The following is a 23,648-nucleotide window of genomic DNA, read 5'->3' on the forward strand; positions in this document are numbered from 1 at the left end:
CTTTTCACGCTGTGACTCCCGCCGCAAAATGGGCCGGGGTCAGCGTTTGCCAGCGCGCCAGCCAGTCGTTGCATTCGTGCTGCGTCGCCGGGCCATACGCCGGCTGCCAGCCAGCGGGCCGGGCGCAGTGGGCTGGCCACAGGCTGTAGCCCAGATGATTTTGCAGCACGAAAAACGGCCCCTCAGGGCGATCGAAAGGATTACTCTGTTCCATCGGAAACTCCGGATTTAGCAGGGACAGACTGCCACAGCGTGGTCAGCCCGTTAATCAGGCCGCCTCGCCAGCACAGCGCGTCGTGGCCGCCGTCAACAAGGCGATAGTGCAGCGTCGGGCAGGCCCGTTGCAGCAGCGGATAAATGCGCTGGTTAGCCTGCAAAACGACAGGTTCGCGCAGGCCCGCTTCCAGATAAATGCGCAGCGGCGCAACGCTGAGCCGGCCCTGCATCAGCTGCTCTGTCAGCCAGCCGTCCTCGCCGGTGCGCTGGCGATGCGGCCACCAGAAAGAGCCGGACTGGCTGAGCGCGCAGCCGAAACGCTGCGGCCAGTGCAGCGCGGCATAGAGGGCGGAAAGACCGCCGAAGCTCTGTCCGGCCACCACGGTGGTCACCGGATCGTCGCGCCAGCGCGCGTGCTGCGCAAGCAGCGGCAGCAGCTCTTCCTGGACCGCCAGCCAGAAGTCGGGATTGCAGGTCAGCTCCTCGCCGCGATGCTGCGTGTCGATGGCATCAATCAGCAGATAAACCGCCTGTGGCAGCTGACCGCGATCGGTTTGCGCCTGCAGTGCAGACCAGACCGGCATCTGCTCCGCCCAGAACTGGCCATCCAGCAGCACGGCCAGCGGGCGCTGTTCCGGCTGGCTTTCGCCAGTGGTGAAAAGCCATACCCGCCGCTGATTGCCCAGCCTTTTGCTTTCCCACGTCAGGCAGCACGGCGCAGCGAACTCAACGCGCTCTGTCCAACCCGGCTGCACAGGCGCCTGCGGCAGATGCAGCGCGGAGACGGGATGGCCGCGTCCGCCTCGCCAGCTGGTATGGGGATTAAGCGGATCGGCTATCGCCTGCGGCAGCAGCCTGCGCCAGCCTTCGCGCAGCGCCGCGCGGTCCGGCGGACTTTGCAGCGCCTCGGGGGGAAAATCATTTTCGTTTACGGAAGGGATAAAGCAGTAGCTGCCTCGCCAGCCCGCATTTAGCCGAACCTGCCACTGCCAGATAGCCGTGCCGCTGATGCGTTGCAGGCTTTGCGGCGCGCGCTGCTGGTGATGATCGGTGACGCCGGTGATATAAATCCATACCCGGCGCACCGGCGAAGTCTGTTCCGTTCCGGCGGGATCCCGCCAGTAAAAGGTGACGGTGCAGATGTCACCTTCCGTCACGACCGCTGGCGACCCCAGGCTCAGCTTGTGCTGCCAGCTCGCCTGCGCGTCGCTATCCCAACCGCCTGTCATATCATCATCTTCCATCATTAGTGCCATGAAAACAGGAACTGCAAGGCGTCGATTTTATTGATAATGGTTTTCATTTGCAATAAGAAATCATCACGTTTTTCAGACCGTCGAGACGTACCGCCTGGTCTTAACCCGCAGAAAAGATAAGGAAAAAAGGAAGCGACCACGGAAAAAACAGGCTGTCGATAACCTATCGGCGCGGCCAGCCTGGCGAAAAAAACGAGGGGGAGAAAAGCGGTAACGGCGCCGTTAATCATTAACGGCGCTTATTAAGGGTGGGATCAGGAAGAAGAAACGGGATCGTGCAGCCGCTGGCGCTTGCGAAGGCTCGGGAACCAGGCCATCCACAGGCCGACCACGATCAGCGTGCCAATACCGCCGACTGCCGCCGCCGGCGCCGCGCCCAGCCAGGCTGCCAGCATCCCCGACTCAAATTCACCAAGCTGATTAGAGGTATTAATAAAAATAGAGTTAACCGCGCTGACGCGTCCGCGCATCTCATCCGGCGTATCCAGCTGCACCAGCGAGCCGCGGATCACCATACTGACCATATCGAACCCGCCCAGCGCAAACAGCGCCAGCAGCGACAGCCACAGCTCTTCAGAGAGCGCAAACACCAGCGTCGCCACGCCGAAACCGGCTACGGAGGCAAACATGATTTTACCGACGTTGCGCTCCAGCGAACGACGGCTGAGCCAGAAGCCGACCAGCAGGCCGCCAACCGCTGGCGCGCCGCGCAGCAGGCCCAGCCCCCACGGCCCGGTATGCAGAATATCTTTGGCGAAAATGGGCAGCAGCGCCGTCGCCCCGCCCAGCAGTACCGCAAACAGATCCAGCGAAATGACGCCCAGCACGTCCGGCCGGTTACGGATAAATTTCACCCCGGCAAAGACGCTGGCGAAGGTGGCGGGCGTGCGCGGCGGCGGCGCATGGTCGTAGCGCAGGCGGCTGACCATCACGACGGAGATAAGATAGAGTACGCCAGTGGTGATATAGACCGCCTGCGGCCCGGCAACGTATAAAAAGCCGCCGAGCGCCGGGCCAAGCATGGAAGCCGTTTGCATCGATGCGGCGTTGGCGGCCGTCGCCCGCGCCAGTATTGAGGGCGGCACCAGCGCGGGCAGCATGGACTGCAGCGACGGCGCCTCTAACGTTTTGGCGATGGAAAGCACGAAAATCAGCGCCAGGATCACCAGCTCGTTGGTCAGGTGCATCAGCGTCAGCACCGCCAGCGCGGCAATCGCCAGCAGTTCGGTAAACTGCCCCAGTAATACGACGCGACGACGGTCAAACTGATCGGCAACGTGCCCTGCCGGCAAGGCCAGCACCACCGCCGGCAGAAACTGCGCCAGCCCGATTAAGCCTAAATCGAAGGCGCGGCCGGTAAGCGCATAAATCTGCCAGCCGACCGCGATAGAGAGCATCTGAAAACCGAAACTGGAGCTGGTGCGGGCCAGCCAGAAAGCGACAAAAGAGCGATGGTGAAACAGCGATTCCGACCCGGCGGAAGTAGGCGATTGCATGGTGATTTCCGGTTATTTTTTTGACAGCGCCAAATCCTGAGCGGCCGGCTCCTGCCGGGGCGCATATTTCCACAGCCAGCGTCCGCTGGTCATGCGGCGGTAGAAGAAGATACCACGGACAATCCAGTCCAGAAACATGCCCAGCCAGATCCCCACCACGCCAAAGCCGAGTACCACGCCCAGTCCGTAGCCCGCCACAATGCGGCATCCCCACATGCCCAACAGCGAAACCCACATGGTAAACCTGGCGTCGCGCGCGCCCTTCAGCCCCGCCGGTAAAACCCAGGATGCGGCCCAGAACGGCATAAACAGCGCGTTCAGCCAGATCAGGATTTTGACCACGTGGATAACCTCCTCGTCGCGGGTATAAAACGAAGCCAGAATGCCCGCAAAAGGCACCGTCAACGCCGCCAGCGCGCACAGCCCGATGGTTGAAAGCCAAAAAATATGCCGCAGCTGCCTTTCCGGCTGCTTCAGCTGTCCTTTGCCCAGGCGGGTGCCGACAATAATGGTTGAGGCGGAGCCAAGGGAGTTGCCCGGCAGGTTGATCATCGAGGCAATGGAAAAGGCGATAAAGTTACCGGCGATCACGTCGGTGCCCATTCCCGCGACAAAAACCTGCGTCAGCAGCTTGCCGCCGTTGAACAGCACCGATTCAATACTGGCGGGCACGCCGATGCTCAGCACCTCCATCAGGATATTGGTGTTGAGCCGGGTGAAATAGCTTTTCAGCGTGATTTTCAGGCGCGGATTGAAGCCGATAGCCAGCACATAAATTACCGCCGCCGCGCCGATATAGCGGGCGATAGTCAGCCCCAGTCCGGCACCGACAAAGCCCATCCCTTTCCAGGAGAAACAGCCGTAGATCAGCACCGTACTGAAAATAATATTCAGGATATTCATGCCGCCGTTAATCAGCATGGGGATCTTGGTATTGCCCGCGCCACGCAGCGCGCCGCAGCCAATCAGCGCAATCGCGGCGGCCGGATAGCTCCATGCGGTGATATTGAGATAGATCAGCGCCATCTCTTTTACCCGCGGTTCTGCGTTACCGGCGATAAGATTGATGATCCACTCGCCGTAAAACTCAATGCCTATTGCCAGCAGCACGGCGAAAATAGTCATCAGCACCAGCGACTGGCGGGCGGCCGCCTGGGCCCGTTCACGGTTAAGCTTGCCCAGGCTGAAGGCGACCACCACCGTGGTACCCAGATCGATAGCGGCAAAAAAAGCGATGATGACCATATTAAAACTGTCGGCCAGCCCGACGCCCGCCATCGCCTCCTTGCCCAGCCAGCTCACCAGGAAAGTGCTCAGCACGCCCATCAACAGCACGCAAAGGTTCTCAAAAAAGATCGGTACCGCCAGCGGCGTGATTTCTCGCCAGAACAGAACCCGATAAGAACGTCTTTTGGGATACCAGGGCGTACGCCTGATGGCCTCTAACGGAGAAATACGGAATATTTGCAAAGTGCTGCCTGCCAGAAATGGAGAAGACTCTACTGATGATGGTAAAAGGCGCTCTGATATGCAAAGTCTTTTCCGGAGAAAAGTGATTTTCCCCTGCGGATAGCGCCGTGCCCTGTACGATCGAAAAAGGCGATCGTCGATCGCCTTTTTTGGTTCTCCAGCCCTGGCTACTGCGCTTTAGGCTCGCCCAGCGCCTTGAGCCTTTTGGAAAGCTCACGACGCTCTTTGGAAAGATCGGCGTTTTTGATGATGTAATCGTCAACGCGATCTTCGTAATCGCTGCGCATGCTGCTGATAATTTCCTGAATGGCTTCGACGCTCATGCCGGGCTTGATATATTCACTCAGGTTATCCAGCAGCAGCACGCGTTTCTGGTTGTCGCGGATTTTCTTTTCAATATCGTGGATTTCACGCTGCAGCTTGTTCTTACGACGGAACATCCGCACAAACTCCAGTACGTCCTGAAAGGATTGCTTTGCATTTTCCATGGAAACACCTTCTGTTCAGGCCTGCAAGGCAGGCATTATTATCATTGCGCTCAGCGTAGCGGCGAACCGCTGTCGAGGCGATTAGTTGTAGAGTCGGACTGGCGTTATCTTAGCGCGAACCGGCGCTTTTCGCAGTAAGTTGTTATTAATCGTTTATTTACGCAGCACCAGACGCATCAGATCCGACAGCCTTTCCAGCTGCGCGGCCATCTCCAGACTCAGCCAGACGTAGCCGTGGATCGGCGTTTCCACCAGCTCGTCGCTGTTGGAGGCTTTGATCAGCTGCCGCAGCTCGCGGGTGATTTCCGCCAGCTCCGCGCTGTTGGCGGAGATTTGGTCCGTGCTGCCCGCCACTATCGCATTTGACAGCGCGCGCAGCGTATTTTCCGTCATCTGCTGGGTGCGCCTCAGCGTAGGCGCGTTCAGCATTATCAGGTGGCTTTCGCGAGAGGACCACCAGGCGTTCAGCTGCAGCTCCAGCGTGCAGACCATATTGCGGTTCAGCGTCTGAATACCTTCAAAAACCGAACGCGGAATACGCGTTTCCTTGCTGGCGGGATCGATCAGCGACCGCATTTTCACCACGCCGGTCAGCAGCCGCTGCAGGGGGCGCGTCAGCCGGGGCTTGTCCACCAGGTTAGGTGAACAGCCGGCATGGTAAATTTTAGCGGTTTCCAGCAGGGAATCGGAAAGCTTGATGCGCCAGTGGGTATAGGCCTTTTGCGGATAAATGCTGGTAAAAAACAGCGCCAGCACCGAACCCAGGATCACGTCGCCGCCTCGCCACAGCGCCATGGTCATATCGCCCGGCGCGCCGCCGCAGATCACCGCCAGCGTAATGCCGATCAGCAGCGCCATATAAGGGTGCTTGCCCAGCGTCAGAAAACCGCATAAAAACATCACCAGCGTGCACCAGGCCAGCATTACCGGCAGCGACCACAGCTCCAGCCAGAGCGCAATCAGCCCCGAAACCGAGCCGAATATCGTACCGCCGATGCGCTGGATCGCACGCGGAAAGACGTTACCCCAGGAGGAAATCGGCCCCATCACCACCACCAGCGTAATCAGCGGCCAGCTGCCTTCCGGGATAGAGAACAGGCGGATCAGCAGAAACGTCAGCACGAACGCCAGCGCGATGCGAATGCCGTGCACCGTGCGATAGTTACGATAGAGGGTGAATTCAAAGGCCGATAGCGGCTTGTCGGGACGCAAAACTTTCTCCAGGGGCGGGCTATTTTCCGGCATCATACCCTGCCCTGCGGGGCTTCGCCCGCTTTTTTGCGTATTGCCGTCTCACGATAACAGTGGTGCAACAGCAGCTCAACAAACAGGCAAAATGGCGACCCGTTGCGGATCGCCATCAGGGGTTACAGCTTGCGTTTGATGTAGTCAGTAATGCGAGTGATCACGCCCGCTTTTTCCACCGGTTTCAGCGTCACCAACGGGTAAGAGGCCAGCTCTTTGTCGCCATCCACCAGCTGGATAGTCCCGACCTGCTCATGCAGCTTCAGCGGCGCCTCAAGATCCTTGCGGTCAATGACGTACCTGGCCTTGATTTTTTTGACGTCTTCACGAGGCAAGGAGAGATAAACATCCTTATCGCTGCCTACGGCTACCTGATGCGGATTGCCGTACCAGACATTCTCATGGCCGATCTCTTTACCAGCATGGAACAGCTGCACGGTATCAAAATTGTTCTGTCCCCAGATCAGCAGCTTGCGCGCCTGCTCTTCGCGCCCTTTAGGGCTTTTGCCGCCCATGATCACGGCGATCAGTCGGCGCTGGCCGTCCACGCTGGAAGCAATGATATTGAAACCCGCGCTTTCGGTGTGGCCGGTCTTCAGGCCGTCGACGTGCAGCGTTTTATCCCATAACAAACCGTTACGATTCTGCTGGGTAATGCCGTTCCACGTCAGCGATTTCTCGCTGTACATCTGATAAAAATCCGGCTCGCCGGAGATAATGGCGCGCGACAGCTTAGCCAGATCGCCAGCCGTGGTGTACTGTCCCGGCGCATCCAGGCCGTGAACCGTTTCAAAATGGGTGTTTTTAAGGCCAAGCTTAACCACATACTGATTCATCTGCTCGACAAAAGCGGCCTGGCTGCCCGCCACATAATCCGCCAGCGCCACGCAGGCGTCGTTGCCGGAATCGATAATGACGCCGCGGCTCAGATCGCGTACCGAGACTTTCTCGCCGGGCTTAAGAAACATCAGCGAAGACCCTTTAAACACGGGATTACCGGCGGCCCAGGCATCTTTACCCACGGTGACCATGTCGTCGCGGCTGATGTGCTTGCTGTCGATAGCACGATCCACCACGTAGCCCGTCATCAGCTTGGTCAGGCTGGCCGGGTTGCGGCGTTCGTCGGCATTGCCCTGCGTCAGCACCTGACCGGTCGTGGCGTCCATCAGCACCCAGGAAGCGGCGTCGATAGCGGGCGCGGTCAGGGGAAAAGCTAAGGGGTTATCTTCAGCATGGGCTACGGCGACCACGGCCAGAACCAGGCTGATACTTGCAAGCTGACGCTTCTTCAACGGTAAATCCTCAATAGACTGGAAAAAAACAGCCTGTTGTACGGGATCTGCCGTCGTAACGTATTAAAAAAGTGCAAGAAAATATTAAGATTAGGGAGGGTAAACCGCCTCCTGATCTCTATAAGAAAGTGGCTACGCTTTGCAGAAAAAGAACCGGAAGGAGCGCGTAACCTCCTGCCGCTTTTTGGCAGCCGCAATATGGTTTACCATTAAAGGCGTCAGGACAGGCATCGCTACGGGCGCGGTTCTGCACGCATGGGTGTGAAGATTATCTTCATTGAAGAGTTTGAGGTTATTTCAACCAATATGACTGAACGTATAAGACCGCAAGCATCAGATTGAGCGCTGCGTTTTCAGGAAGTTAACAAACAGAAGTGGACAGAGATAAACAGTGAAAAACGAAAGCAATCAACCTACGTTCCTTTTCCACGACTACGAAACTTTCGGGAAAAGCCCATCGCTGGACCGCCCTGCGCAGTTTGCCGGCATCCGCACCGATATGGATTTTAACATTATTGGCGAACCGGAAGTGTTCTACTGCCAGCCTGCGGACGACTATCTGCCGCAGCCGGAAGCCGTGATGATCACCGGCATTACGCCGCAGCTGGCGAAAGCCAAAGGCATGAACGAGGCCGCTTTCACCCAGCGTATTCACCAGCTGTTTAGCGAGCCCAATACCTGCATCGTCGGCTATAACAATATCCGTTTCGACGACGAGGTCACGCGCAATCTGCTCTACCGCAACTTTTACGATCCTTACGGCTGGAGCTGGCAGAACGGCAACAGCCGCTGGGATTTGCTGGACGTGATGCGCGCCTGCTACGCGCTGAGGCCGGAAGGTATCGAGTGGCCGGAAAATGACGACGGCTTTCCCAGCTTTCGCCTGGAACATCTGACCAAAGCCAACGGCGTGGCGCACGAAAACGCGCACGATGCGATGTCCGATGTTTACGCAACCATCGCTATGGCAAAGCTGGTAAAAGAGAAGCAGCCGCGCCTGTATGATTTTCTGTTCAGCCATCGTAATAAGCAGAAAATTATGACGCTTATCGATATTCCGCAGATGAAGCCGCTGATGCACATCTCCGGCATGTTTGGCGCCCAGCGCGGTAATACCAGCTGGATCGCCCCGCTCGCCTGGCATCCCACCAATAAAAACGCGCTGATTACCTGCGATCTGGCCCAGGATATTTCTCCGCTCCTGGCGCTGGATGCCGATGCGCTGCGTGAGAGACTCTACACGCGCCGGGAAGATTTGGGCGATGCCGCACCCGTACCGATCAAGCTGGTGCATATCAATAAATGTCCGGTCGTCGCACCGGCCAATACGTTACGCCCGGAAGATGCGGAGCGTCTGGGGATCGATCGTCAGCGCTGCCTGGATAATCTGGCGCTGCTGCGTCAGCACCCGGAGGCGCGTGAAAAAGTGGTGGCGCTCTATGCGGAAGCGGAGCCGTTTGTGGCTTCTGACGATGTGGACGCCCAGCTCTACGACGGCTTTTTCAGCGACGCCGATCGCAGCGCCATGAATATTATCCGGCAAACGACGCCGGAAAACCTGCCCGCGCTGGATCTGACCTTTAACGATAAGCGTATTGAGAAGCTGCTGTTCCGCTTTCGGGCGCGCAACTTCCCCGGCACGCTGGATGAGGCCGAGCAAAAGCGCTGGTTGCAGCATCGCCGTGAGGCGCTCAGCCCGGAACGCGTGCAGAACTATGTGCAGGAGCTGGAGATGCTGTTTAATCAGTACGACGGCGATAAGGCGAAGATGACGCAGCTGAAAGCGCTGTTTGATTACGCTCGCGAACTGGTTTCCTGATTTTTCGGCTACGGGCAGCGGCAATTAAAAAGGGCGCGGTTCACAGAACCGCGCCCTTCTTTTTAGCCCATCACCACGCTAAATGCGGGCTGGGTTACATCGGCTCTTCGGTGTACTGCGGCACCGGTTTGCGGAAGCGCTGCGTCACCACGGCCAGATAGACCAGGCCAATTGCGCCCCAGACCAGGCCGAGGATCATCGAGCTTTCTTCCAGATTGATCCACAGCGCGCCCACCGTCAGCGCGCCGCACAGCGGCAGCAGCAGGAAGTTAATGTTGTCCATCAGCGTCTTGTTGCGCCCTTCACGGATCCAGAACTGCGAGATCACCGAAAGGTTAACAAAGGTGAAGGCCACCAGCGCACCGAAGTTGATCAACGCCGTCGCCGTCACCAGGTCGAAGGTAATGGCGGAAAGCGCGATAGCGCCTACCAACAATACGTTCAGCGCTGGCGTATGCAGCTTCGGATGAATATAGCCGAAGAAACGCTCCGGGAACACGCCGTCACGCCCCATCACATACATCAGGCGGGAAACGCCCGCGTGCGCCGCCATGCCGGAAGCCAGCACGGTGATGCAGGAGAAAATCAGAATGCCGAACTGGAAGGTTTTACCCGCCACGTAGAGCATGATTTCCGGCTGCGACGCGTCCGGATCTTTAAAGCGCGAGATATCCGGGAAATAAAGCTGCAGGAAGTAAGAAACCACGATAAAGATCACGCCGCCAATCAGGGCGGTCAAAAAGATCGCTTTCGGGATCACTCGACCCGCATCCTTGGTTTCTTCCGACAGCGAACTGATGCCGTCAAAGCCCAGGAACGAGAAGCACAGAATGGTCGCGCCGGTGATCATAGGCACCACGTGCGCCTGCTCAGACCAGAACGGCTTGCTGCTGGTCAGGGTGCCGGCCCCTTCGCCATGGGACACGCCGTAAATTACCATACCGGTAATCGCCACCATGACCGCCATTTGCAGCACCACGATAATGCTGTTGAAATTGGCGACGGTTTTAATGCCCTTGAGGTTAGAAAGGGTCATAAAACCAACCAGCAGCACCACGAATATCCATGACGGGACACCCGGCACCAGCGCTTCAAAATAGATTTTCGCCAGCAGGATATTGATCATCGGCATGATCAGGTAATCCAGCAGCGAGGACCAGCCCACCATAAAGCCGACGTGCGGGCTGATGGCTTTTTGGGCATAGGTATAGGCCGAGCCGGCAGACGGGAAGCGGCGAACCAGCTTGCCGTAGCTCAGCGCAGTAAACAGGATCGCGATTAACGCGAAGGCGTAGGCGGTTGCTACGTGACCGTCTGTGAGGCCGGAAACGATGCCGAACGTATCGAACAGGGTCATTGGCTGCATATAAGCCAGGCCCATCATCACTACAGGCATCAGAGTCAGCGTTTTTTTCAGGTGCGCGCGCGGCGCGGCGGTCTGGGAATTATGCGACATGATTCAGCCTCCCCATAGCATCAACCTTTCTGGGTTGAACCACAGGGAAACTTCGCTTTATGCGAGCGTTGTTCTGATTTGGGAAGGTAAAGCAGGCAGGCGTGAAGGTGACGGCTGCCGCTGCGCCGTAGTCGTCGCGCAGATGTTTACCGGCTGCGGCCGGCGTAATGAAGTGTTGCCCCATCTTTATTTCCTCAAAAACACTGTCAGTGTGTATCAGTCCGGCTGAGCCGGCCTCTTTGGCTTCGTTTTTTTGTGCAAAAAAAATAACCGGCGCGTTAAGCGTCGGTTATTCATTTACAGTCCGTATATTTTGCCAGGCTGTAAGACAGAATACAAGTTTTTAAAGCCTTTCTGCGCCATTTCTTTACAGGAAACGTCAGGCATTTTTCAACATCCAGTCGATTTCTGTGGCGGTGATCAGCCGTTCAAAATGCATCAGTTCATGATGTTTGCAGCTGTGCCAGACAAACCCAAAGCGCTCGCCCAGCAGCTTTTGCAGCGGAGAGCTTTGGGCAAATTCGTCCAGCGCATCGCTTTGCCTGATCGGCAACGGTCTGCCGTCGGCTTCATGGCCGTTGCCGGTAATGGCCGACGGCAGCGGCAGCTGATTATCGATGCCGTGCAGAATGCCCGCCAGCACCGCGGCGACCACCAGATAAGGATTGGCATCCGCGCCTGCCACGCGGTACTCCACGCGATGGTTTTCCGCTTCGCCACAGGGAATACGCAACGCTACCGTACGGTTGTTGTGCCCCCAGGATGCCTGTAGAGGCACAAAGGCTTCCGGTAAAAAGCGACGATAGGCATTAACGTTAGGCGCCAGCAGCGCCATGGAGGCGGGCATCAGATCGATCATCCCGGCCAGCGCTCGCTTCAGCAGGGGCGAATCGCTGCCGTCATCGGTGATAAAGGCGTTATGATCGGCGGCGTCCAGCAGGCTGATATGAACGTGCATTCCGCTACCGGCCCAGGCCTCGTAGGGTTTTGCCATAAAGGTAGCGTTCATCCCGTGATTTTCTGCCACCTGACGGATTAGCCGCTTCAGCTGCACGGCATGATCGCAGGCGCTGAGCACGTTGCGGGTATGGCGCAGATTGATTTCAAACTGGCCTGGCGAGGCTTCCGCCAGCGCGCCGTCGGCCGGAATACCCTGCAGTCTGGCCAGCCTGTCGATATCATTGAGCACGGCGGCAAAACAGTCGAGATTATCAACCGAATAAACCTGGCTTTGCCGGTTACGATCGTCGCTGCCCGGCGAGCACGGCGGCTGAATGGCGCCTTCCGCATCGCGTTTTTTATCGACGAGATAGAACTCCAGCTCTACCGCTACCACCGGAAATAACCCCCGATTGCGCAACTGCTGCCAAAGGTGATTCAGGACATTCCGGGGTTCAACGTCAAAGGGAGTACCATCTTGATTACGCATGGTCAGCAAAAGCTGCGCCAGGCGCTGCGGATCGGTTGCGGAGGGAGTCAGCGTGCCTTCGACGGGAAAGCAGATATTATCCGGTTCACCCAGCGCCTGGCCAAGTCCGGCCTCTTCCACCGTGTTGCCGAGAATATCCATGGCATAGACGGAAGCGGGAAAATAACAGCCTTTTTCCAGCCTGAGCAAACTGCCGATCGGGAGGCGTTTGCCGCGAAAAACACCGTTTAAATCATTAAGCAGAACATCAACATGCTGTGTTTCAGGATAGCGTTCCAGATAAGTTTCTACTTCAAGCTGGAACGCGCTGGTTCGCTCGCCATGCCGCGTAAAATCTTCCACTTCGACGATATTGGTCATGATGCCACCCGCCTTCGCTCAGTCTGATGTTTGCGCGCCGCTCAAAATAAGCGCCGCCTTCTTAACATAGCGTCAACTATTCAGCGCGGCAAATGTTATGACAGAGTTTATTTTCCAGGCAAAATCTTTTGCATATTGCCTTGCAGAGTGCCAGATTGGCTGGATAAGGCACGGATCCGTCCTGCCTTTCCGCGCTCACTAAAACCGGACGGAGAGTTGGGATGGGCATTATTTCGAACAACCCCTTGATTGACGTAATAATGTATCAGGCAAGCCTCAGCAAACAGGCCCTGACGACGGCGCTTCCCGATGCCTGCCCGGCATGGCAAAACCCAACCGGGTATGCTGGCTTTGACCTTAAGGAAGACTATTTATTAACGCCTTTACGTGCGTTTTTTCGGCAGCAAAAGGAAACCCGTCGATGAGCGATATTTCTCTGGCCCCCGGCCGCCGCCTGGCTGAAATCCGCCAGCAGCAGGGCCTGTCGCAGCGGCGCGTGGCCGAGCTTTCCGGCCTGACGCACAGCGCCATCAGCACTATCGAGCAGGACAAGGTCAGTCCCGCCGTCGGTACATTACAGAAGCTGTTAAAAGTTTATGGCCTCTCCCTTTCCGAATTCTTTTCCGAGCCGGTCCAGCCTGCCAGGCCGAAGGTGGTAATAGAGGCAAATGAGCTGATTGATATTGGCAGCCAGGGGGTCTCGCTGCGGTTGATCCATAACGGCAGCCCCGAGCGGACGCTGGCTATGATGTTAGAAACCTATGAACCCGGCGCGACAACCGAAAAAATTCGTCATCAGGGCGAAGAGATCGGTACGCTGCTGGAAGGCGAAATCACCTTAACCGTCGACGGCCAGCGCTATCAGCTTCGGGCTGGCCAAAGCTACGTTATCGATACCGGCCATCCCCACAGCTTTAATAACACCTCTGCGCAGCCCTGCCGGATCGTCAGCGCGCATACCCCAACCACCTTTTGATCGCCAGTTGACGCCGCTTCGCGCTTTTTGTTGGAGAAAGCTATGGAACATGTGCAGAGCTATTACGCCGCTACGGCCAATCCTCATGACCGCTGGCCGCGGCTGACGGATGATATTCTCTGCGACGTCTGCATCATCGGCGGCGGTTTTACCGGCCTTTCCTCGGCGCTCTACCTTACCGAAGCGGGTTATGACGTGGTGGTGTTGGAAGCGGCCAGGGTTGGCTTTGGTGCCAGCGGCCGTAACGGCGGGCAGGTGGTTAACTCCTACAGCCGTGATATTGACGTTATTGAGCGCCGCTACGGCAAAGAAAGCGCACGACTGCTGGGCAGCATGATGTTTGAAGGCGCAGCGGCGATCCGCGACCGTATCGATCGCTACGCCATTAGCTGCGACTACCGGCCCGGCGGCGTTTTTGCCGCGCTTAACAGCCGTCAGTTTAGCCATTTAAAGCAGCAGCACCAACGCTGGCAGCACTATGGCAATCATCAGCTGGAGCTGCTGGACGAGCTGGGCATCCGGCGTAAAATCGCCAGCGAACGCTATGTCGGCGGCCTGCTGGATCGCAGCGGCGGTCATCTGCATCCTCTGAATCTTGCGCTGGGCGAAGCGGAGGCGATTCGCCGTCACGGCGGCAGGATTTATGAAGAGTCAGAGGCGACCGCCGTGACCTACGGCACGCCGCATCGCGTCAGGACGGCTCAGGGTAGCGTATTGGCTAAATACGTTATTTTTGCCGGTAATGCCTATCTGGCGCCGCAGCTGGAACCCAGACTGGCGAGCAAGAGCCTGCCCTGTAGCTCGCAGATCGTCGTCACGGAACCGCTCTCACGCGATAAGGCGCTGGCGCTGCTGCCGGACAACTACTGTGTAGAAGACCGTAACTATCTGTTGGATTACTATCGCCTGACGGCCGACAACCGCCTGCTGTATGGCGGCGGCGTGAGCTATGGCGCTCGCGAGCCGGGCAACATCCACGAGCTGATCCGGCCCAGGCTGCTAAAGACCTTTCCACAGCTGGAGGGAATAAAATTTGATTATGCCTGGAGCGGGAACTTTTTGCTGACGCTGTCCCGTATGCCGCAGATCGGCAGGCTGGAAAACGGCGTTTACTATATGCAGGGCGACAGCGGGCACGGCGTGACCTGGACGCATCTGGCGGGCAAGCTGGTTTGTGAAGCGTTGCAGGGCGAGCCAAAACGCTTTGATGCGTTCGCCCGCCTGCCGCATCTGCCTTTCCCGGGCGGTCGCCGTCTGCGCGCGCCTCTGACGGCGCTGGGCGCCGCCTGGTATGCGCTGAGGGACCGATTGGGGGTTTGATTACCGTAACGGCATTTTCAATGGATCGGGATAGCGGTAGCTGAAACCCAGCTCCTTGCAGATACGCTCGCCGTTGATAATCTTGCCCGTGGCGGCGTTTGCTTCTGCAAGAAACGTCGGCGGCGTCAGCCCCAGCTGGCGGGCAACCGCCGGATAAAAATCTTTACGGGCAGGATGATGCGGCGCGCTCAGGTTATAAGTTCTTCCACCTTCGCCGTTTTCCAGCAGCAGGATAATAGCGGCAACCACATCTTCCAGGTGCACCAGGTTAACGCCGTGTGAACCGTCGCCTAAATCGATTTTACCCGCCAGGAAGCGGCCCGGATGCCGCTGCGGCCCCACCAGGCCGGACAGCCGCAGAATATCTACCGAGGTGCCCGGCAGATTATGTAGCCAGGTTTCCAGCTCTTTCAGCGTCTTACCCGCTACCGTAACCGGCTCAAGCGGGCTGTCTTCATTCATCTCGCCGTTTCCACTGCCGTAAACAGAGGTGGAACTGGTAAAAACAATGCGCGGCACGTTTGCCGCCAGCGCGCTGTCCACGATTTGCTGAACCGCCAGCAGATAATTTTCGCCGCCCTCCGCCGTGCGGCTGGCAGGTAAGGTGATGACCAACGCCTCCACGTCCAGCAGCGCGTCAAGATCGTCGGGATCGCACTCCAGTTCCGGCGTCAGCGTCAGCAGCACGCTTTCCAGCCCGCACATGCGCGCCGCCTCCACGCCGTCAGCCGTAGTTTTGCTGCCGGTGACCTGCCAGCCTCGCGCCGTCATCGCCAGCCCCAGCGGCATCCCCAGCCAGCCCAGTCCTACAATCGCCACTTTTTTCATCTTTGTTCCCTGCTTTCTCAACCATGCCCTAAAACTACGCCAGCCTTTCGTCAACAACAATCGGTTAAGCCTTTTTATCTGTCATCAATGATAAAAAAGTGTTGCGCCCGACATTTGTCCTGAGTTAGGTTATTGGTCACGAAATGAATAATCATTCACCCCTATTTGAGAAGACTATGACACGCGTTCAGTTCAACCACCATCATCACCATCATCCTGACTAGTCTTTCAGGCGATGTGTGCTGGGAGACATTCAGATCTTCCAGCGGTGCAGAACGCAAAAAAAGCCCCCGGAAGATCGCCTTCCGGGGGCTTTTTTTATGGGCGCAGGCCCGGGCCTGAAAGGACGAACGACGCTGGCAGTTAAATCGAGCAGACAGGAAAAGAGGATAAGCACCGATGTTAGATAACAAACGTTTACGCATAGCTATGCAGAAATCAGGCCGTTTAAGCGATGAATCACGCGAGCTGCTGGCCCGCTGCGGCATCAAAATTAATCTGCAACAGCAGCGCCTGATCGCTTTCGCCGAGAACATGCCGATCGATATCCTGCGCGTGCGTGATGACGATATTCCGGGGCTGGTAATGGATGGCGTTGTCGATTTAGGCATTATCGGCGAAAACGTGCTGGAAGAAGAGCTGCTGACTCGTCGCGCTCAGGGCGAAGATCCTCGTTACGCCCTGCTGCGCCGTCTCGATTTCGGCGGCTGCCGCCTGTCGCTGGCGATGTCGGTTGATGATGAATATACCGGCCCGCAGTGTTTGCAAAATGCCCGTATCGCCACCTCTTATCCTCACCTGCTGAAAAAGTATCTCGACAAACAGGGCGTCGCTTTTAAATCCTGCCTGCTGAACGGCTCCGTCGAAGTGGCCCCTCGCGCCGGCCTGGCCGACGCCATTTGCGACCTGGTTTCCACCGGCGCGACGCTGGAAGCCAACGGCCTGCGTGAAGTCGAAGTTATTTACCGCTCTAAAGCCTGTCTGATCCAGCGCGACGGCGAAATGCCTGCCGCCAAGCAGGAGCTAATCGACAAGCTGATGACCCGCATTCAGGGTGTCATCCAGGCACGTGAATCCAAGTACATCATGCTGCACGCGCCGAGCGAGCGTCTGGAAGATATCATCGCTCTGCTGCCGGGCGCGGAGCGTCCAACCGTTCTGCCGCTGGCGGGCGACAAGAGCCGCGTCGCCATGCACATGGTGAGCAGCGAAACGCTGTTCTGGGAAACGATGGAGAAACTGAAAGCTCTGGGCGCCAGCTCCATCCTTGTGCTGCCTATTGAGAAGATGATGGAGTAAGCGATGATGACCCCGATTGACTGGCAGGCGTGCAGCGCCGAAGAACAGCAGGTGCTGCTGACTCGTCCGGCTATCTCCGCTTCTGAAAACATTACCGCCAGCGTGCGCGCTATCCTGGAAAAGGTAAAAGCGGAAGGCGACGAGGCGTTGCGCTACTACAGCGCCGCTTTTGACAAAACTGAAGTTGAGGCGCTGCGCGTCACCAGCGAAGAGATAGAGGCGGCGTCAGCGCGGCTTGGCGATGAGGTCAAACAGGCGATGGCGGTGGCGGTCGCTAATATCGATAAATTTCACCAGGCACAAAAGCTGCCGGAAGTGGATATTGAAACCCAGCCCGGCGTGCGCTGTCAGCAGATCACCCGCCCCGTGGCGTCCGTCGGCCTCTATATTCCCGGCGGCTCTGCCCCGCTCTTCTCTACCGTGCTGATGCTGGCGACTCCCGCCCGCATTGCCGGCTGCAAGCGCGTGGTGCTCTGCTCGCCGCCGCCGATCGCCGATGAGATTTTATATGCCGCTAAGCTGTGTGGCGTGCAGGAGGTGTTTCAGGTCGGCGGCGCGCAGGCTATCGCCGCCATGGCGCTGGGCACCGCATCCGTGCCGAAGGTCGATAAAATTTTCGGGCCGGGGAACGCCTGGGTGACCGAAGCGAAACGTCAGGTCAGCCAGCGTCTTGACGGCGCGGCGATCGACATGCCTGCCGGCCCTTCCGAGGTGCTGGTGATTGCGGATGGTGCAGCCACGCCGGATTTTGTCGCCTCCGATCTGCTTTCTCAGGCGGAGCACGGCCCCGATTCGCAGGTGATCCTGCTGACGCCCGATCGCCAGATGGCCGAAGCGGTCGCCGACGCGGTAGAAAAGCAGCTGGCCAGCCTGCCGCGCGCCGAAACGGCTCGTCAGGCGCTGGCCGCCAGCCGCCTGATCGTGGCGAAAGATTTGGCGCAGTGCGTTGAAATCAGCAACCGCTACGGGCCGGAACACCTGATTATCCAGACGCGCCAGGCGCGCGATCTGGTTGCAGACATCACCAGCGCCGGTTCCGTGTTTCTGGGCGACTGGTCGCCGGAATCCGCCGGCGATTACGCCTCCGGCACCAATCACGTGCTGCCGACCTACGGCTTTACGGCGACCTGTTCAAGCCTGGGCCTGGCCGATTTTCAGAAGCGAATGACGGTGCAGGAGCTGACGCCGCAGGGCTTTTTGAACCTGGCGCCGACTATTGAAACCCTGGCCGCCGCCGAGCAGCTGACCGCCCACAGAAACGCCGTGACGCTGCGCGTCGCCGCGCTGAAGGAGAAGCAATGAGCAAGATTGAAGATCTCGCCCGCGCCAACGTGCGCCAGCTGACGCCCTATCAGTCCGCTCGACGTCTTGGCGGCAACGGCGACGTCTGGCTCAACGCCAACGAATATCCGCTGGCGGTGCCGTTCGACCTCCGTCAGCAGACGCTGAACCGCTATCCGGAGTGCCAGCCGAAACAGGTTATTGAACGCTATGCAACCTATGCGGGTCTGTCGCCCGACCAGGTGCTGGTCAGTCGTGGCGCGGACGAAGGCATCGAGCTGCTGATGCGCGCATTTTGCGAGCCGGGCAAAGACGCCGTGCTGTTCTGCCCGCCGACCTACGGCATGTACAGCGTCAGCGCCGAAACGCTGGGCGTGGAATACCGCACCGTGCCCGCGCAGGATGGCTGGCAGCTTAACCTGTCCGCCATTGCTGAAAAACTTGACGGCGTGAAGCTGGTTTACGTGTGCAGCCCAAACAATCCTACCGGCAACCTGGTGAAGCCGGAGGCCATCCGCCAGCTGCTGGAGATGACGCGCGGCAAGGCGCTGGTAATAGCAGACGAAGCCTATATAGAGTTCTGCCCGACGGCGACGCTGACCGGCTGGCTGAAGGAATATCCGCACCTGGTGATCCTGCGTACGCTCTCCAAAGCGTTTGCGCTGGCCGGATTGCGCTGCGGCTTTACGCTGGCCAACGCTGACGTTATTGCGCTGCTATTAAAAGTTATCGCGCCTTACCCGCTCTCCACGCCGGTAGCGGATATCGCTGCCCAGGCGCTGAGCGAACAGGGCGTCGCCCTGATGAAGGAGCACGTCGACGAGCTGCTGGCGACGCGTAACAAGCTGATTAGCGATCTGCGTGACTGCCGCTGCGTGGAAAAAGTTTTCCCCAGCGAGACCAACTACGTGCTGGCCCGCTTCACTGACTCCGCATTGGTCTTTAAAACCTTGTGGGATCAGGGCATTATTCTGCGTGACCAGAACAAACAGCCGGGACTGGCGGGCTGCCTGCGCATCTCCGTCGGCACGGCTGAAGAGTGTGACCGCGTTATCTCCGCGCTGCAAAAGTTATCCGGCGCGTCCGCATCCATGGAGCAAGCATGAGCCAGAAAGTTCTTTTTATCGATCGCGACGGAACGATTATCGCCGAACCGCCGGAAGATTATCAGGTTGACCGCATGGAGAAACTGGCTTTCGAGCCGGACGTGATCCCTGCCCTGCTGGCGCTGCAAAATGCCGGTTATCGACTGGTGATGATCACCAATCAGGACGGGCTGGGCACCGCCAGCTTCCCGCAGGCGGATTTCGACGGCCCGCACCAGCTGATGATGCAGGTTTTAAGCTCGCAGGGCATCCGCTTTGACGAGGTACTGATCTGTCCGCATCTGCCGGAAGACGGCTGCGCCTGCCGTAAACCGAAAACCAAACTGGTCACGGCGTGGCTGGCGGAAGGCGTGCTGGATACCGCTAACAGCTATGTTATCGGCGATCGCACCACCGACCTGCAGCTGGCAGGTAATATGGGTATTCAGGGGCTGCACTACTCTAAGGAAGGTCTTAACTGGCAGGGTATTCAGCAGCAGCTGACCAAACGCGATCGTCACGCGCTGGTGAACCGCAACACCAAAGAGACGCAGATTAAAGTAGAGGTCTGGCTGGATCGCGAAGGCAACAGCCAGTTCAATACCGGCGTGGGCTTCTTTGACCATATGCTGGATCAGATCGCCACCCACGGCGGCTTCCGCATGAATATTGAGGTGAAAGGCGATCTCTATATCGACGATCACCACACGGTGGAAGACACCGGCCTGGCGCTGGGCGAGGCGCTGCTGAAAGCGCTGGGCGACAAGCGCGGCATCGGCCGTTTCGGCTTTGTGCTGCCGATGGACGAGTGCCTGGCGCGCTGCGCGCTGGATATCTCCGGCCGTCCGCACCTGGAATATAAAGCCGAGTTCAGCTATCAGCGCGTGGGCGATCTCAGCACCGAGATGGTGGAACACTTCTTCCGCTCGCTTTCCTATACCATGGCCAGCACGCTGCACCTGAAAACCAAAGGCAAGAACGATCACCACCGCGTGGAGAGCCTGTTTAAAGCCTTTGGCCGCACGCTGCGCCAGGCGATCCGCGTGGAAGGCAATACCCTGCCCAGCTCGAAAGGAGTGCTGTAATGAACGTGGTGATCCTGGATACCGGCTGCGCCAACCTTTCCTCCGTTAAATGGGCGATCCAGCGCCTGGGCTATGAGCCAGTGGTCAGCCGCGAGGCCGACGTCGTGCTGCAGGCCGACAAGCTGCTGCTGCCGGGCGTCGGTACGGCGCAGGCGGCGATGGATCAGCTGCGCGAGCGCGAGCTGATCGAGCTGATTAAAGCCTGTACCCAGCCGGTGCTGGGGATCTGCCTGGGGATGCAGCTGCTTGGCTCGCACAGCGAGGAGAGCAACGGCGTCACCACGCTGGGGATTATCGATCAGGCGGTTGAGCAGATGAACGACTGCGGGCTGCCGCTGCCGCATATGGGCTGGAACCAGATTACTGCTCAGGCAGGCAACCATCTGTTTCGCGGCATTCCCGACGGCGCGTACTTCTATTTTGTGCACAGCTACGCTATGCCGGTGAATGCCTGCACCATCGCGCAGTGCAACTACGGCGAGCCTTTTACCGCCGCAGTACAGAAAGATAACTTCTTCGGCGTCCAGTTCCATCCGGAACGTTCCGGCGCGGCTGGCGCGCAGCTGCTGAAAAACTTCCTGGAGATGTAAGTGATTATTCCCGCATTGGATTTAATTGAAGGAAAAGTGGTGCGGCTGCATCAGGGCGATTACGGTCAGCAGCGCGACTACGGCAGCGATCCCCTGCCGCGCCTGCAGGAATACGAGGCCCAGGGCGCGCAGGTGCTGCATCTGGTCGACCTGACCGGCGCGAAAGATCCGGCGGCGCGGCAGATCCCGCTGCTGAAAACCCTGCTGGCGGGCGTCGGCGTGCCGGTGCAGGTTGGCGGCGGCATCCGCACGCGGGAAGATGTGGAGGCGCTGCTGGAGGCGGGCGCCACGCGCGTGGTGGTTGGCTCTACGGCGGTAAAAAACCCTGAAGAAGTGCAGCGCTGGTTTAAGCAGTACGGCGCGGAGGCGATCGTGCTGGCGCTGGATGTGCGTATCGACGCGGCTAACCGCAAGGAAGTGGCGATCAGCGGCTGGCAGGAAGCGGCTGGCGTGACGCTGGAAGAAGTTATCGAACAGTTCCGGCCTTATGGCCTGAAACATGTGCTTTGCACCGATATCTCCCGCGACGGCACGCTCGGCGGCTCTAACGTGGCGCTGTATCGTGAAGTCTCGGCCCGCTATCCGCAGATCGCCTTTCAATCTTCCGGCGGCATCGGCTCGCTGGAGGATATTCGTGCCCTGCGCGGCTGTGGCGCTGCGGGCGTGATTGTCGGCCGTGCTCTGCTGGAAGGTAAATTCAACGTATCGGAGGCGATAACATGCTGGCAAAACGGATAATCCCCTGCCTGGACGTGCGTGACGGCCAGGTGGTCAAAGGCGTGCAGTTCCGCAATCATGAGATCATCGGCGATATCGTGCCGCTGGCGCAGCGCTACGCGCAGGAAGGCGCGGACGAGCTGGTATTTTACGATATTACCGCCTCTTCGGCCGGTCGCGTGGTGGATAAAAGCTGGGTAGCTCGCGTAGCGGAAGTGATCGATATTCCTTTTTGCGTGGCGGGCGGTATTAAATCGGCGGAAGACGCGGCGCAGATCCTCTCTTTCGGTGCCGACAAAATCTCGATTAACTCACCGGCGCTGGCCGATCCTGAGCTGATCACGCGGCTGGCCGATCGTTTTGGCGTGCAGTGCATCGTGGTTGGTATCGATACCTGGTACGACAGCGAAAGCGGCAAATACCATGTGAATCAGTATACCGGCGACGAAGCGCGTACCCAGGTCACAACCTGGGAAACGCTGGACTGGGTACAGGAAGTACAGCAGCGCGGCGCGGGCGAAATCGTGCTGAATATGATGAATCAGGACGGCGTGCGTAACGGCTACGATCTGACCCAGCTGCAAAAAGTCCGCGAGGTCTGCAAGGTGCCATTAATTGCTTCCGGCGGCGCGGGCACCATGGAGCATTTCCTTGAGGCTTTCCGCGACGCCAACGTCGATGGTGCGCTGGCAGCCAGCGTTTTCCATAAGCAAATTATTAATATCGGCGAGCTGAAGGCTTTTCTGCTCGACCAGGGTGTGGAGATCCGCGCGTGTTAACAGAACAACAGCTTGCCCAACTTGACTGGGCAAAAACCGACGGCATGATGCCGGCTATCGTGCAGCACGCCGTCTCCGGCGAAGTATTGATGCACGGCTATATGAATCAGGAAGCGCTGGCGAAAACGCTGGAGACCGGTAAAGTGACCTTCTGGTCGCGTACCAAACAGCGTTTGTGGACCAAGGGCGAAACCTCGGCGCATTTTCTTAACGTCGTCAGCATCACGCCTGACTGCGATAACGATACGCTGCTGCTGCTGGTCAACCCGGTTGGGCCAACCTGTCATCGCGGCACCAGCAGCTGCTTCTCGCCTGCCGCCGCCGACTGGACTTTCCTGTATCAGCTGGAACAGCTGCTGGCCGAACGCAAGCACGCCGATCCAGCCAGTTCCTATACCGCCAGCCTGTACGCCAGCGGCACCAAGCGCATCGCGCAGAAGGTCGGTGAAGAAGGCGTGGAAACCGCGCTGGCGGCCACCGTTAACGATCGCGATGAGCTGACTAACGAGGCTTCCGACCTGGTGTATCACCTGCTGGTGCTGCTTCAGGATCAGGATCTTAATCTGAGTGTGGTAATCGAAAACCTGCGCCAGCGGCATAAGTAACAGAGCCGGGGTATAGCAACAAATAGCAAGGTCGGGAAACCGGCCTTTTTTATTAAGGGAGCAAGATGAGCACGTTTGACAAGTTAATCACTCTGCTGGACGGCCAGCAGGCACGTTATAAGATCATGACGCATGAGCCGACCGGCAAATGTGAAGAGGTCGCGGCCATCCGCGGAACTGCGGTTGGTCAGGGTGCCAAGGCGCTGGTGTGCCATGTCAAAGGCAACGGCGTTAAGCAATATGTTCTGGCGGTATTACCTGCCGACCAGCAGGCCGATTTAAGCAAGGTGGCAAAAGCGGTCGGTGGCCTGCGCGCCTCGCTGGCCAGCCCGGCGGAAGTTGACCGGCTGACCGGCTGCGTGTTTGGTGCGATCCCGCCCTTCAGCTTTCATGATGAGCTGAAAGTCGTCGTCGATCCTACGCTGTGCGAGCGTAACAGCGAGATTGCGTTTAACGCCGGACTGCTGGAGAAATCAGTGGTGCTGAACGCGCAGGATTATCAGCGTATCGCGCCGTCGCTCCCGGCTGATATTTTAAAAGCATAGCGGCAACGGGC

The 23,648-nt window shown here is 58.3% G+C and carries 25 protein-coding genes and 1 other annotated feature; of the genes, 14 read left to right on the forward strand and 11 right to left on the reverse strand.

From position 1 onward, the window contains the following. Positions 1-4: 4 nt before the first annotated feature. The 8 genes from ACA373_RS07395 to dacD form a co-directional block, all read right to left on the reverse strand. A complete protein-coding gene (locus ACA373_RS07395; RefSeq protein WP_125288080.1) occupies positions 5-214 on the reverse strand; it encodes an MbtH family protein in 210 nt (69 codons plus the stop codon). Beyond that, entirely contained in the window at positions 201-1,463 is a 1,263-nt protein-coding gene (gene fes, locus ACA373_RS07400) for an enterochelin esterase (RefSeq protein ID WP_369895654.1), read from the reverse strand. The genes ACA373_RS07395 and fes overlap by 14 nt, the downstream gene beginning before the upstream one ends. Next, complete coding sequence (locus tag ACA373_RS07405) at positions 1,463-1,702, reverse strand: hypothetical protein (RefSeq protein WP_369895653.1); 240 nt, start codon at positions 1,700-1,702, stop codon at positions 1,463-1,465. Before ACA373_RS07405 ends, fes begins: the two co-directional genes overlap by 1 nt. 24 nt (positions 1,703-1,726) lie before the next feature. Then, positions 1,727-2,968 (reverse strand): MFS transporter, encoded by a 1,242-nt coding sequence (locus ACA373_RS07410; protein ID WP_253460220.1) that lies wholly within the window; start codon positions 2,966-2,968, stop codon positions 1,727-1,729. A gap of 12 nt (positions 2,969-2,980) precedes the next feature. Next, positions 2,981-4,438, reverse strand: coding sequence for an EmmdR/YeeO family multidrug/toxin efflux MATE transporter (locus ACA373_RS07415; RefSeq protein ID WP_253460217.1), 1,458 nt, complete (start codon positions 4,436-4,438; stop codon positions 2,981-2,983). Between the two features lie 167 nt (positions 4,439-4,605). Continuing rightward, the gene (locus ACA373_RS07420; RefSeq protein WP_253460215.1) at positions 4,606-4,926 is read right to left on the reverse strand and encodes a DUF496 family protein; all 321 of its coding nucleotides are present in this window, start codon (positions 4,924-4,926) and stop codon (positions 4,606-4,608) included. A 153-nt stretch (positions 4,927-5,079) separates the two neighbouring features. After that, complete coding sequence (locus ACA373_RS07425) at positions 5,080-6,138, reverse strand: FUSC family protein (protein WP_370734462.1); 1,059 nt, start codon at positions 6,136-6,138, stop codon at positions 5,080-5,082. Between the two features lie 155 nt (positions 6,139-6,293). After that, the gene (gene dacD, locus ACA373_RS07430; RefSeq protein ID WP_301251073.1) at positions 6,294-7,463 is read right to left on the reverse strand and encodes a serine-type D-Ala-D-Ala carboxypeptidase DacD; all 1,170 of its coding nucleotides are present in this window, start codon (positions 7,461-7,463) and stop codon (positions 6,294-6,296) included. Between the two features lie 391 nt (positions 7,464-7,854). On the opposite strand from dacD, the gene sbcB reads away from it, so the two are divergent. Beyond that, the gene (gene sbcB, locus ACA373_RS07435) at positions 7,855-9,282 is read left to right on the forward strand and encodes an exodeoxyribonuclease I (RefSeq protein ID WP_253460158.1); all 1,428 of its coding nucleotides are present in this window, start codon (positions 7,855-7,857) and stop codon (positions 9,280-9,282) included. 94 nt (positions 9,283-9,376) lie between these two features. Here sbcB and ACA373_RS07440 read toward each other — a convergent pair whose 3' ends face one another. Next, on the reverse strand, positions 9,377-10,738 hold the full coding sequence (locus ACA373_RS07440) for an APC family permease (RefSeq protein WP_301730440.1): 1,362 nt from the start codon (positions 10,736-10,738) through the stop codon (positions 9,377-9,379). 379 nt (positions 10,739-11,117) lie between these two features. Beyond that, entirely contained in the window at positions 11,118-12,530 is a 1,413-nt protein-coding gene (locus ACA373_RS07445) for a glutamine synthetase family protein (RefSeq protein ID WP_253461276.1), read from the reverse strand. Between the two features lie 218 nt (positions 12,531-12,748). Between ACA373_RS07445 and ACA373_RS07450 the strand changes: the two genes are divergently transcribed. Genes ACA373_RS07450 through ACA373_RS07460 form a run of 3 tightly spaced genes read left to right on the forward strand, consistent with a single transcriptional unit; the run spans position 12,749 to position 14,823 of the window. Next, positions 12,749-12,952 carry a hypothetical protein gene (locus ACA373_RS07450; protein ID WP_253460152.1) on the forward strand — a complete coding sequence of 68 codons (204 nt, stop codon included), beginning with the start codon at positions 12,749-12,751 and terminating at the stop codon, positions 12,950-12,952. Beyond that, positions 12,949-13,503, forward strand: a complete 555-nt coding sequence (gene puuR / locus ACA373_RS07455; RefSeq protein WP_301251083.1) for an HTH-type transcriptional regulator PuuR — start codon at positions 12,949-12,951, stop codon at positions 13,501-13,503. The genes ACA373_RS07450 and puuR overlap by 4 nt, the downstream gene beginning before the upstream one ends. A gap of 42 nt (positions 13,504-13,545) precedes the next feature. Further along, entirely contained in the window at positions 13,546-14,823 is a 1,278-nt protein-coding gene (locus ACA373_RS07460) for an NAD(P)/FAD-dependent oxidoreductase (RefSeq protein WP_370734271.1), read from the forward strand. Here the strand turns inward: ACA373_RS07460 and ACA373_RS07465 are convergent, their stop codons facing one another. Beyond that, positions 14,824-15,651: an SDR family oxidoreductase gene (locus ACA373_RS07465; RefSeq protein WP_370734272.1), complete on the reverse strand. Its 828-nt coding sequence runs from the start codon at positions 15,649-15,651 to the stop codon at positions 14,824-14,826. It abuts the gene before it with no gap. Between the two features lie 176 nt (positions 15,652-15,827). Between ACA373_RS07465 and hisL the strand changes: the two genes are divergently transcribed. The 10 genes from hisL to ACA373_RS07515 all read left to right on the forward strand — a co-directional run bounded on the left by hisL (position 15,828) and on the right by ACA373_RS07515 (position 23,637). Beyond that, positions 15,828-15,875: a his operon leader peptide gene (gene hisL, locus ACA373_RS07470; protein ID WP_100396937.1), complete on the forward strand. Its 48-nt coding sequence runs from the start codon at positions 15,828-15,830 to the stop codon at positions 15,873-15,875. Further along, positions 15,851-15,972, forward strand: a sequence feature (His leader region). It overlaps the preceding gene by 25 nt. A gap of 78 nt (positions 15,973-16,050) precedes the next feature. Beyond that, a complete protein-coding gene (gene hisG / locus ACA373_RS07475; protein ID WP_125288103.1) occupies positions 16,051-16,950 on the forward strand; it encodes an ATP phosphoribosyltransferase in 900 nt (299 codons plus the stop codon). A gap of 6 nt (positions 16,951-16,956) precedes the next feature. Beyond that, positions 16,957-18,252, forward strand: a complete 1,296-nt coding sequence (gene hisD, locus ACA373_RS07480; protein ID WP_370734463.1) for a histidinol dehydrogenase — start codon at positions 16,957-16,959, stop codon at positions 18,250-18,252. After that, entirely contained in the window at positions 18,249-19,337 is a 1,089-nt protein-coding gene (gene hisC, locus ACA373_RS07485) for a histidinol-phosphate transaminase (protein WP_370734273.1), read from the forward strand. Before hisD ends, hisC begins: the two co-directional genes overlap by 4 nt. Continuing rightward, positions 19,334-20,401 (forward strand): bifunctional histidinol-phosphatase/imidazoleglycerol-phosphate dehydratase HisB, encoded by a 1,068-nt coding sequence (gene hisB / locus ACA373_RS07490; protein ID WP_370734274.1) that lies wholly within the window; start codon positions 19,334-19,336, stop codon positions 20,399-20,401. Before hisC ends, hisB begins: the two co-directional genes overlap by 4 nt. Next, the gene (hisH, locus tag ACA373_RS07495; RefSeq protein ID WP_253460124.1) at positions 20,401-20,991 is read left to right on the forward strand and encodes an imidazole glycerol phosphate synthase subunit HisH; all 591 of its coding nucleotides are present in this window, start codon (positions 20,401-20,403) and stop codon (positions 20,989-20,991) included. The genes hisB and hisH overlap by 1 nt, the downstream gene beginning before the upstream one ends. Next, entirely contained in the window at positions 20,992-21,729 is a 738-nt protein-coding gene (hisA, locus tag ACA373_RS07500) for a 1-(5-phosphoribosyl)-5-[(5-phosphoribosylamino)methylideneamino]imidazole-4-carboxamide isomerase (RefSeq protein ID WP_253460121.1), read from the forward strand. Continuing rightward, entirely contained in the window at positions 21,711-22,487 is a 777-nt protein-coding gene (hisF, locus tag ACA373_RS07505) for an imidazole glycerol phosphate synthase subunit HisF (protein WP_301251098.1), read from the forward strand. Before hisA ends, hisF begins: the two co-directional genes overlap by 19 nt. Next, complete coding sequence (hisIE, locus tag ACA373_RS07510) at positions 22,481-23,092, forward strand: bifunctional phosphoribosyl-AMP cyclohydrolase/phosphoribosyl-ATP diphosphatase HisIE (RefSeq protein WP_301730451.1); 612 nt, start codon at positions 22,481-22,483, stop codon at positions 23,090-23,092. The genes hisF and hisIE overlap by 7 nt, the downstream gene beginning before the upstream one ends. A gap of 65 nt (positions 23,093-23,157) precedes the next feature. Next, positions 23,158-23,637 (forward strand): YbaK/prolyl-tRNA synthetase associated domain-containing protein, encoded by a 480-nt coding sequence (locus ACA373_RS07515; RefSeq protein ID WP_253460112.1) that lies wholly within the window; start codon positions 23,158-23,160, stop codon positions 23,635-23,637. Positions 23,638-23,648: the final 11 nt, after the last annotated feature.

The sequence above is a fragment of the Erwinia sp. STN24 genome (genome assembly GCF_041320675.1).
GTDB lineage: Bacteria > Pseudomonadota > Gammaproteobacteria > Enterobacterales > Enterobacteriaceae > Erwinia > Erwinia aeris.

Coding starts and splice junctions, on each gene's coding strand:
- ACA373_RS07410 (WP_253460220.1), bottom strand. CDS start 2,968: ATGCAATCGCCTACTTCCGCCGGGTCGGAATCGCTGTTTCACCATCGC.
- ACA373_RS07405 (WP_369895653.1), bottom strand. CDS start 1,702: ATGATTAACGGCGCCGTTACCGCTTTTCTCCCCCTCGTTTTTTTCGCC.
- hisF (WP_301251098.1), top strand. CDS start 21,711: ATGCTGGCAAAACGGATAATCCCCTGCCTGGACGTGCGTGACGGCCAG.
- hisB (WP_370734274.1), top strand. CDS start 19,334: ATGAGCCAGAAAGTTCTTTTTATCGATCGCGACGGAACGATTATCGCC.
- puuR (WP_301251083.1), top strand. CDS start 12,949: ATGAGCGATATTTCTCTGGCCCCCGGCCGCCGCCTGGCTGAAATCCGC.
- hisH (WP_253460124.1), top strand. CDS start 20,401: ATGAACGTGGTGATCCTGGATACCGGCTGCGCCAACCTTTCCTCCGTT.
- fes (WP_369895654.1), bottom strand. CDS start 1,463: ATGATGGAAGATGATGATATGACAGGCGGTTGGGATAGCGACGCGCAG.
- hisC (WP_370734273.1), top strand. CDS start 18,249: ATGAGCAAGATTGAAGATCTCGCCCGCGCCAACGTGCGCCAGCTGACG.
- ACA373_RS07420 (WP_253460215.1), bottom strand. CDS start 4,926: ATGGAAAATGCAAAGCAATCCTTTCAGGACGTACTGGAGTTTGTGCGG.
- ACA373_RS07465 (WP_370734272.1), bottom strand. CDS start 15,651: ATGAAAAAAGTGGCGATTGTAGGACTGGGCTGGCTGGGGATGCCGCTG.
- ACA373_RS07460 (WP_370734271.1), top strand. CDS start 13,546: ATGGAACATGTGCAGAGCTATTACGCCGCTACGGCCAATCCTCATGAC.
- hisD (WP_370734463.1), top strand. CDS start 16,957: ATGACCCCGATTGACTGGCAGGCGTGCAGCGCCGAAGAACAGCAGGTG.
- ACA373_RS07450 (WP_253460152.1), top strand. CDS start 12,749: ATGGGCATTATTTCGAACAACCCCTTGATTGACGTAATAATGTATCAG.
- ACA373_RS07515 (WP_253460112.1), top strand. CDS start 23,158: ATGAGCACGTTTGACAAGTTAATCACTCTGCTGGACGGCCAGCAGGCA.
- ACA373_RS07395 (WP_125288080.1), bottom strand. CDS start 214: ATGGAACAGAGTAATCCTTTCGATCGCCCTGAGGGGCCGTTTTTCGTG.
- hisG (WP_125288103.1), top strand. CDS start 16,051: ATGTTAGATAACAAACGTTTACGCATAGCTATGCAGAAATCAGGCCGT.
- ACA373_RS07440 (WP_301730440.1), bottom strand. CDS start 10,738: ATGTCGCATAATTCCCAGACCGCCGCGCCGCGCGCGCACCTGAAAAAA.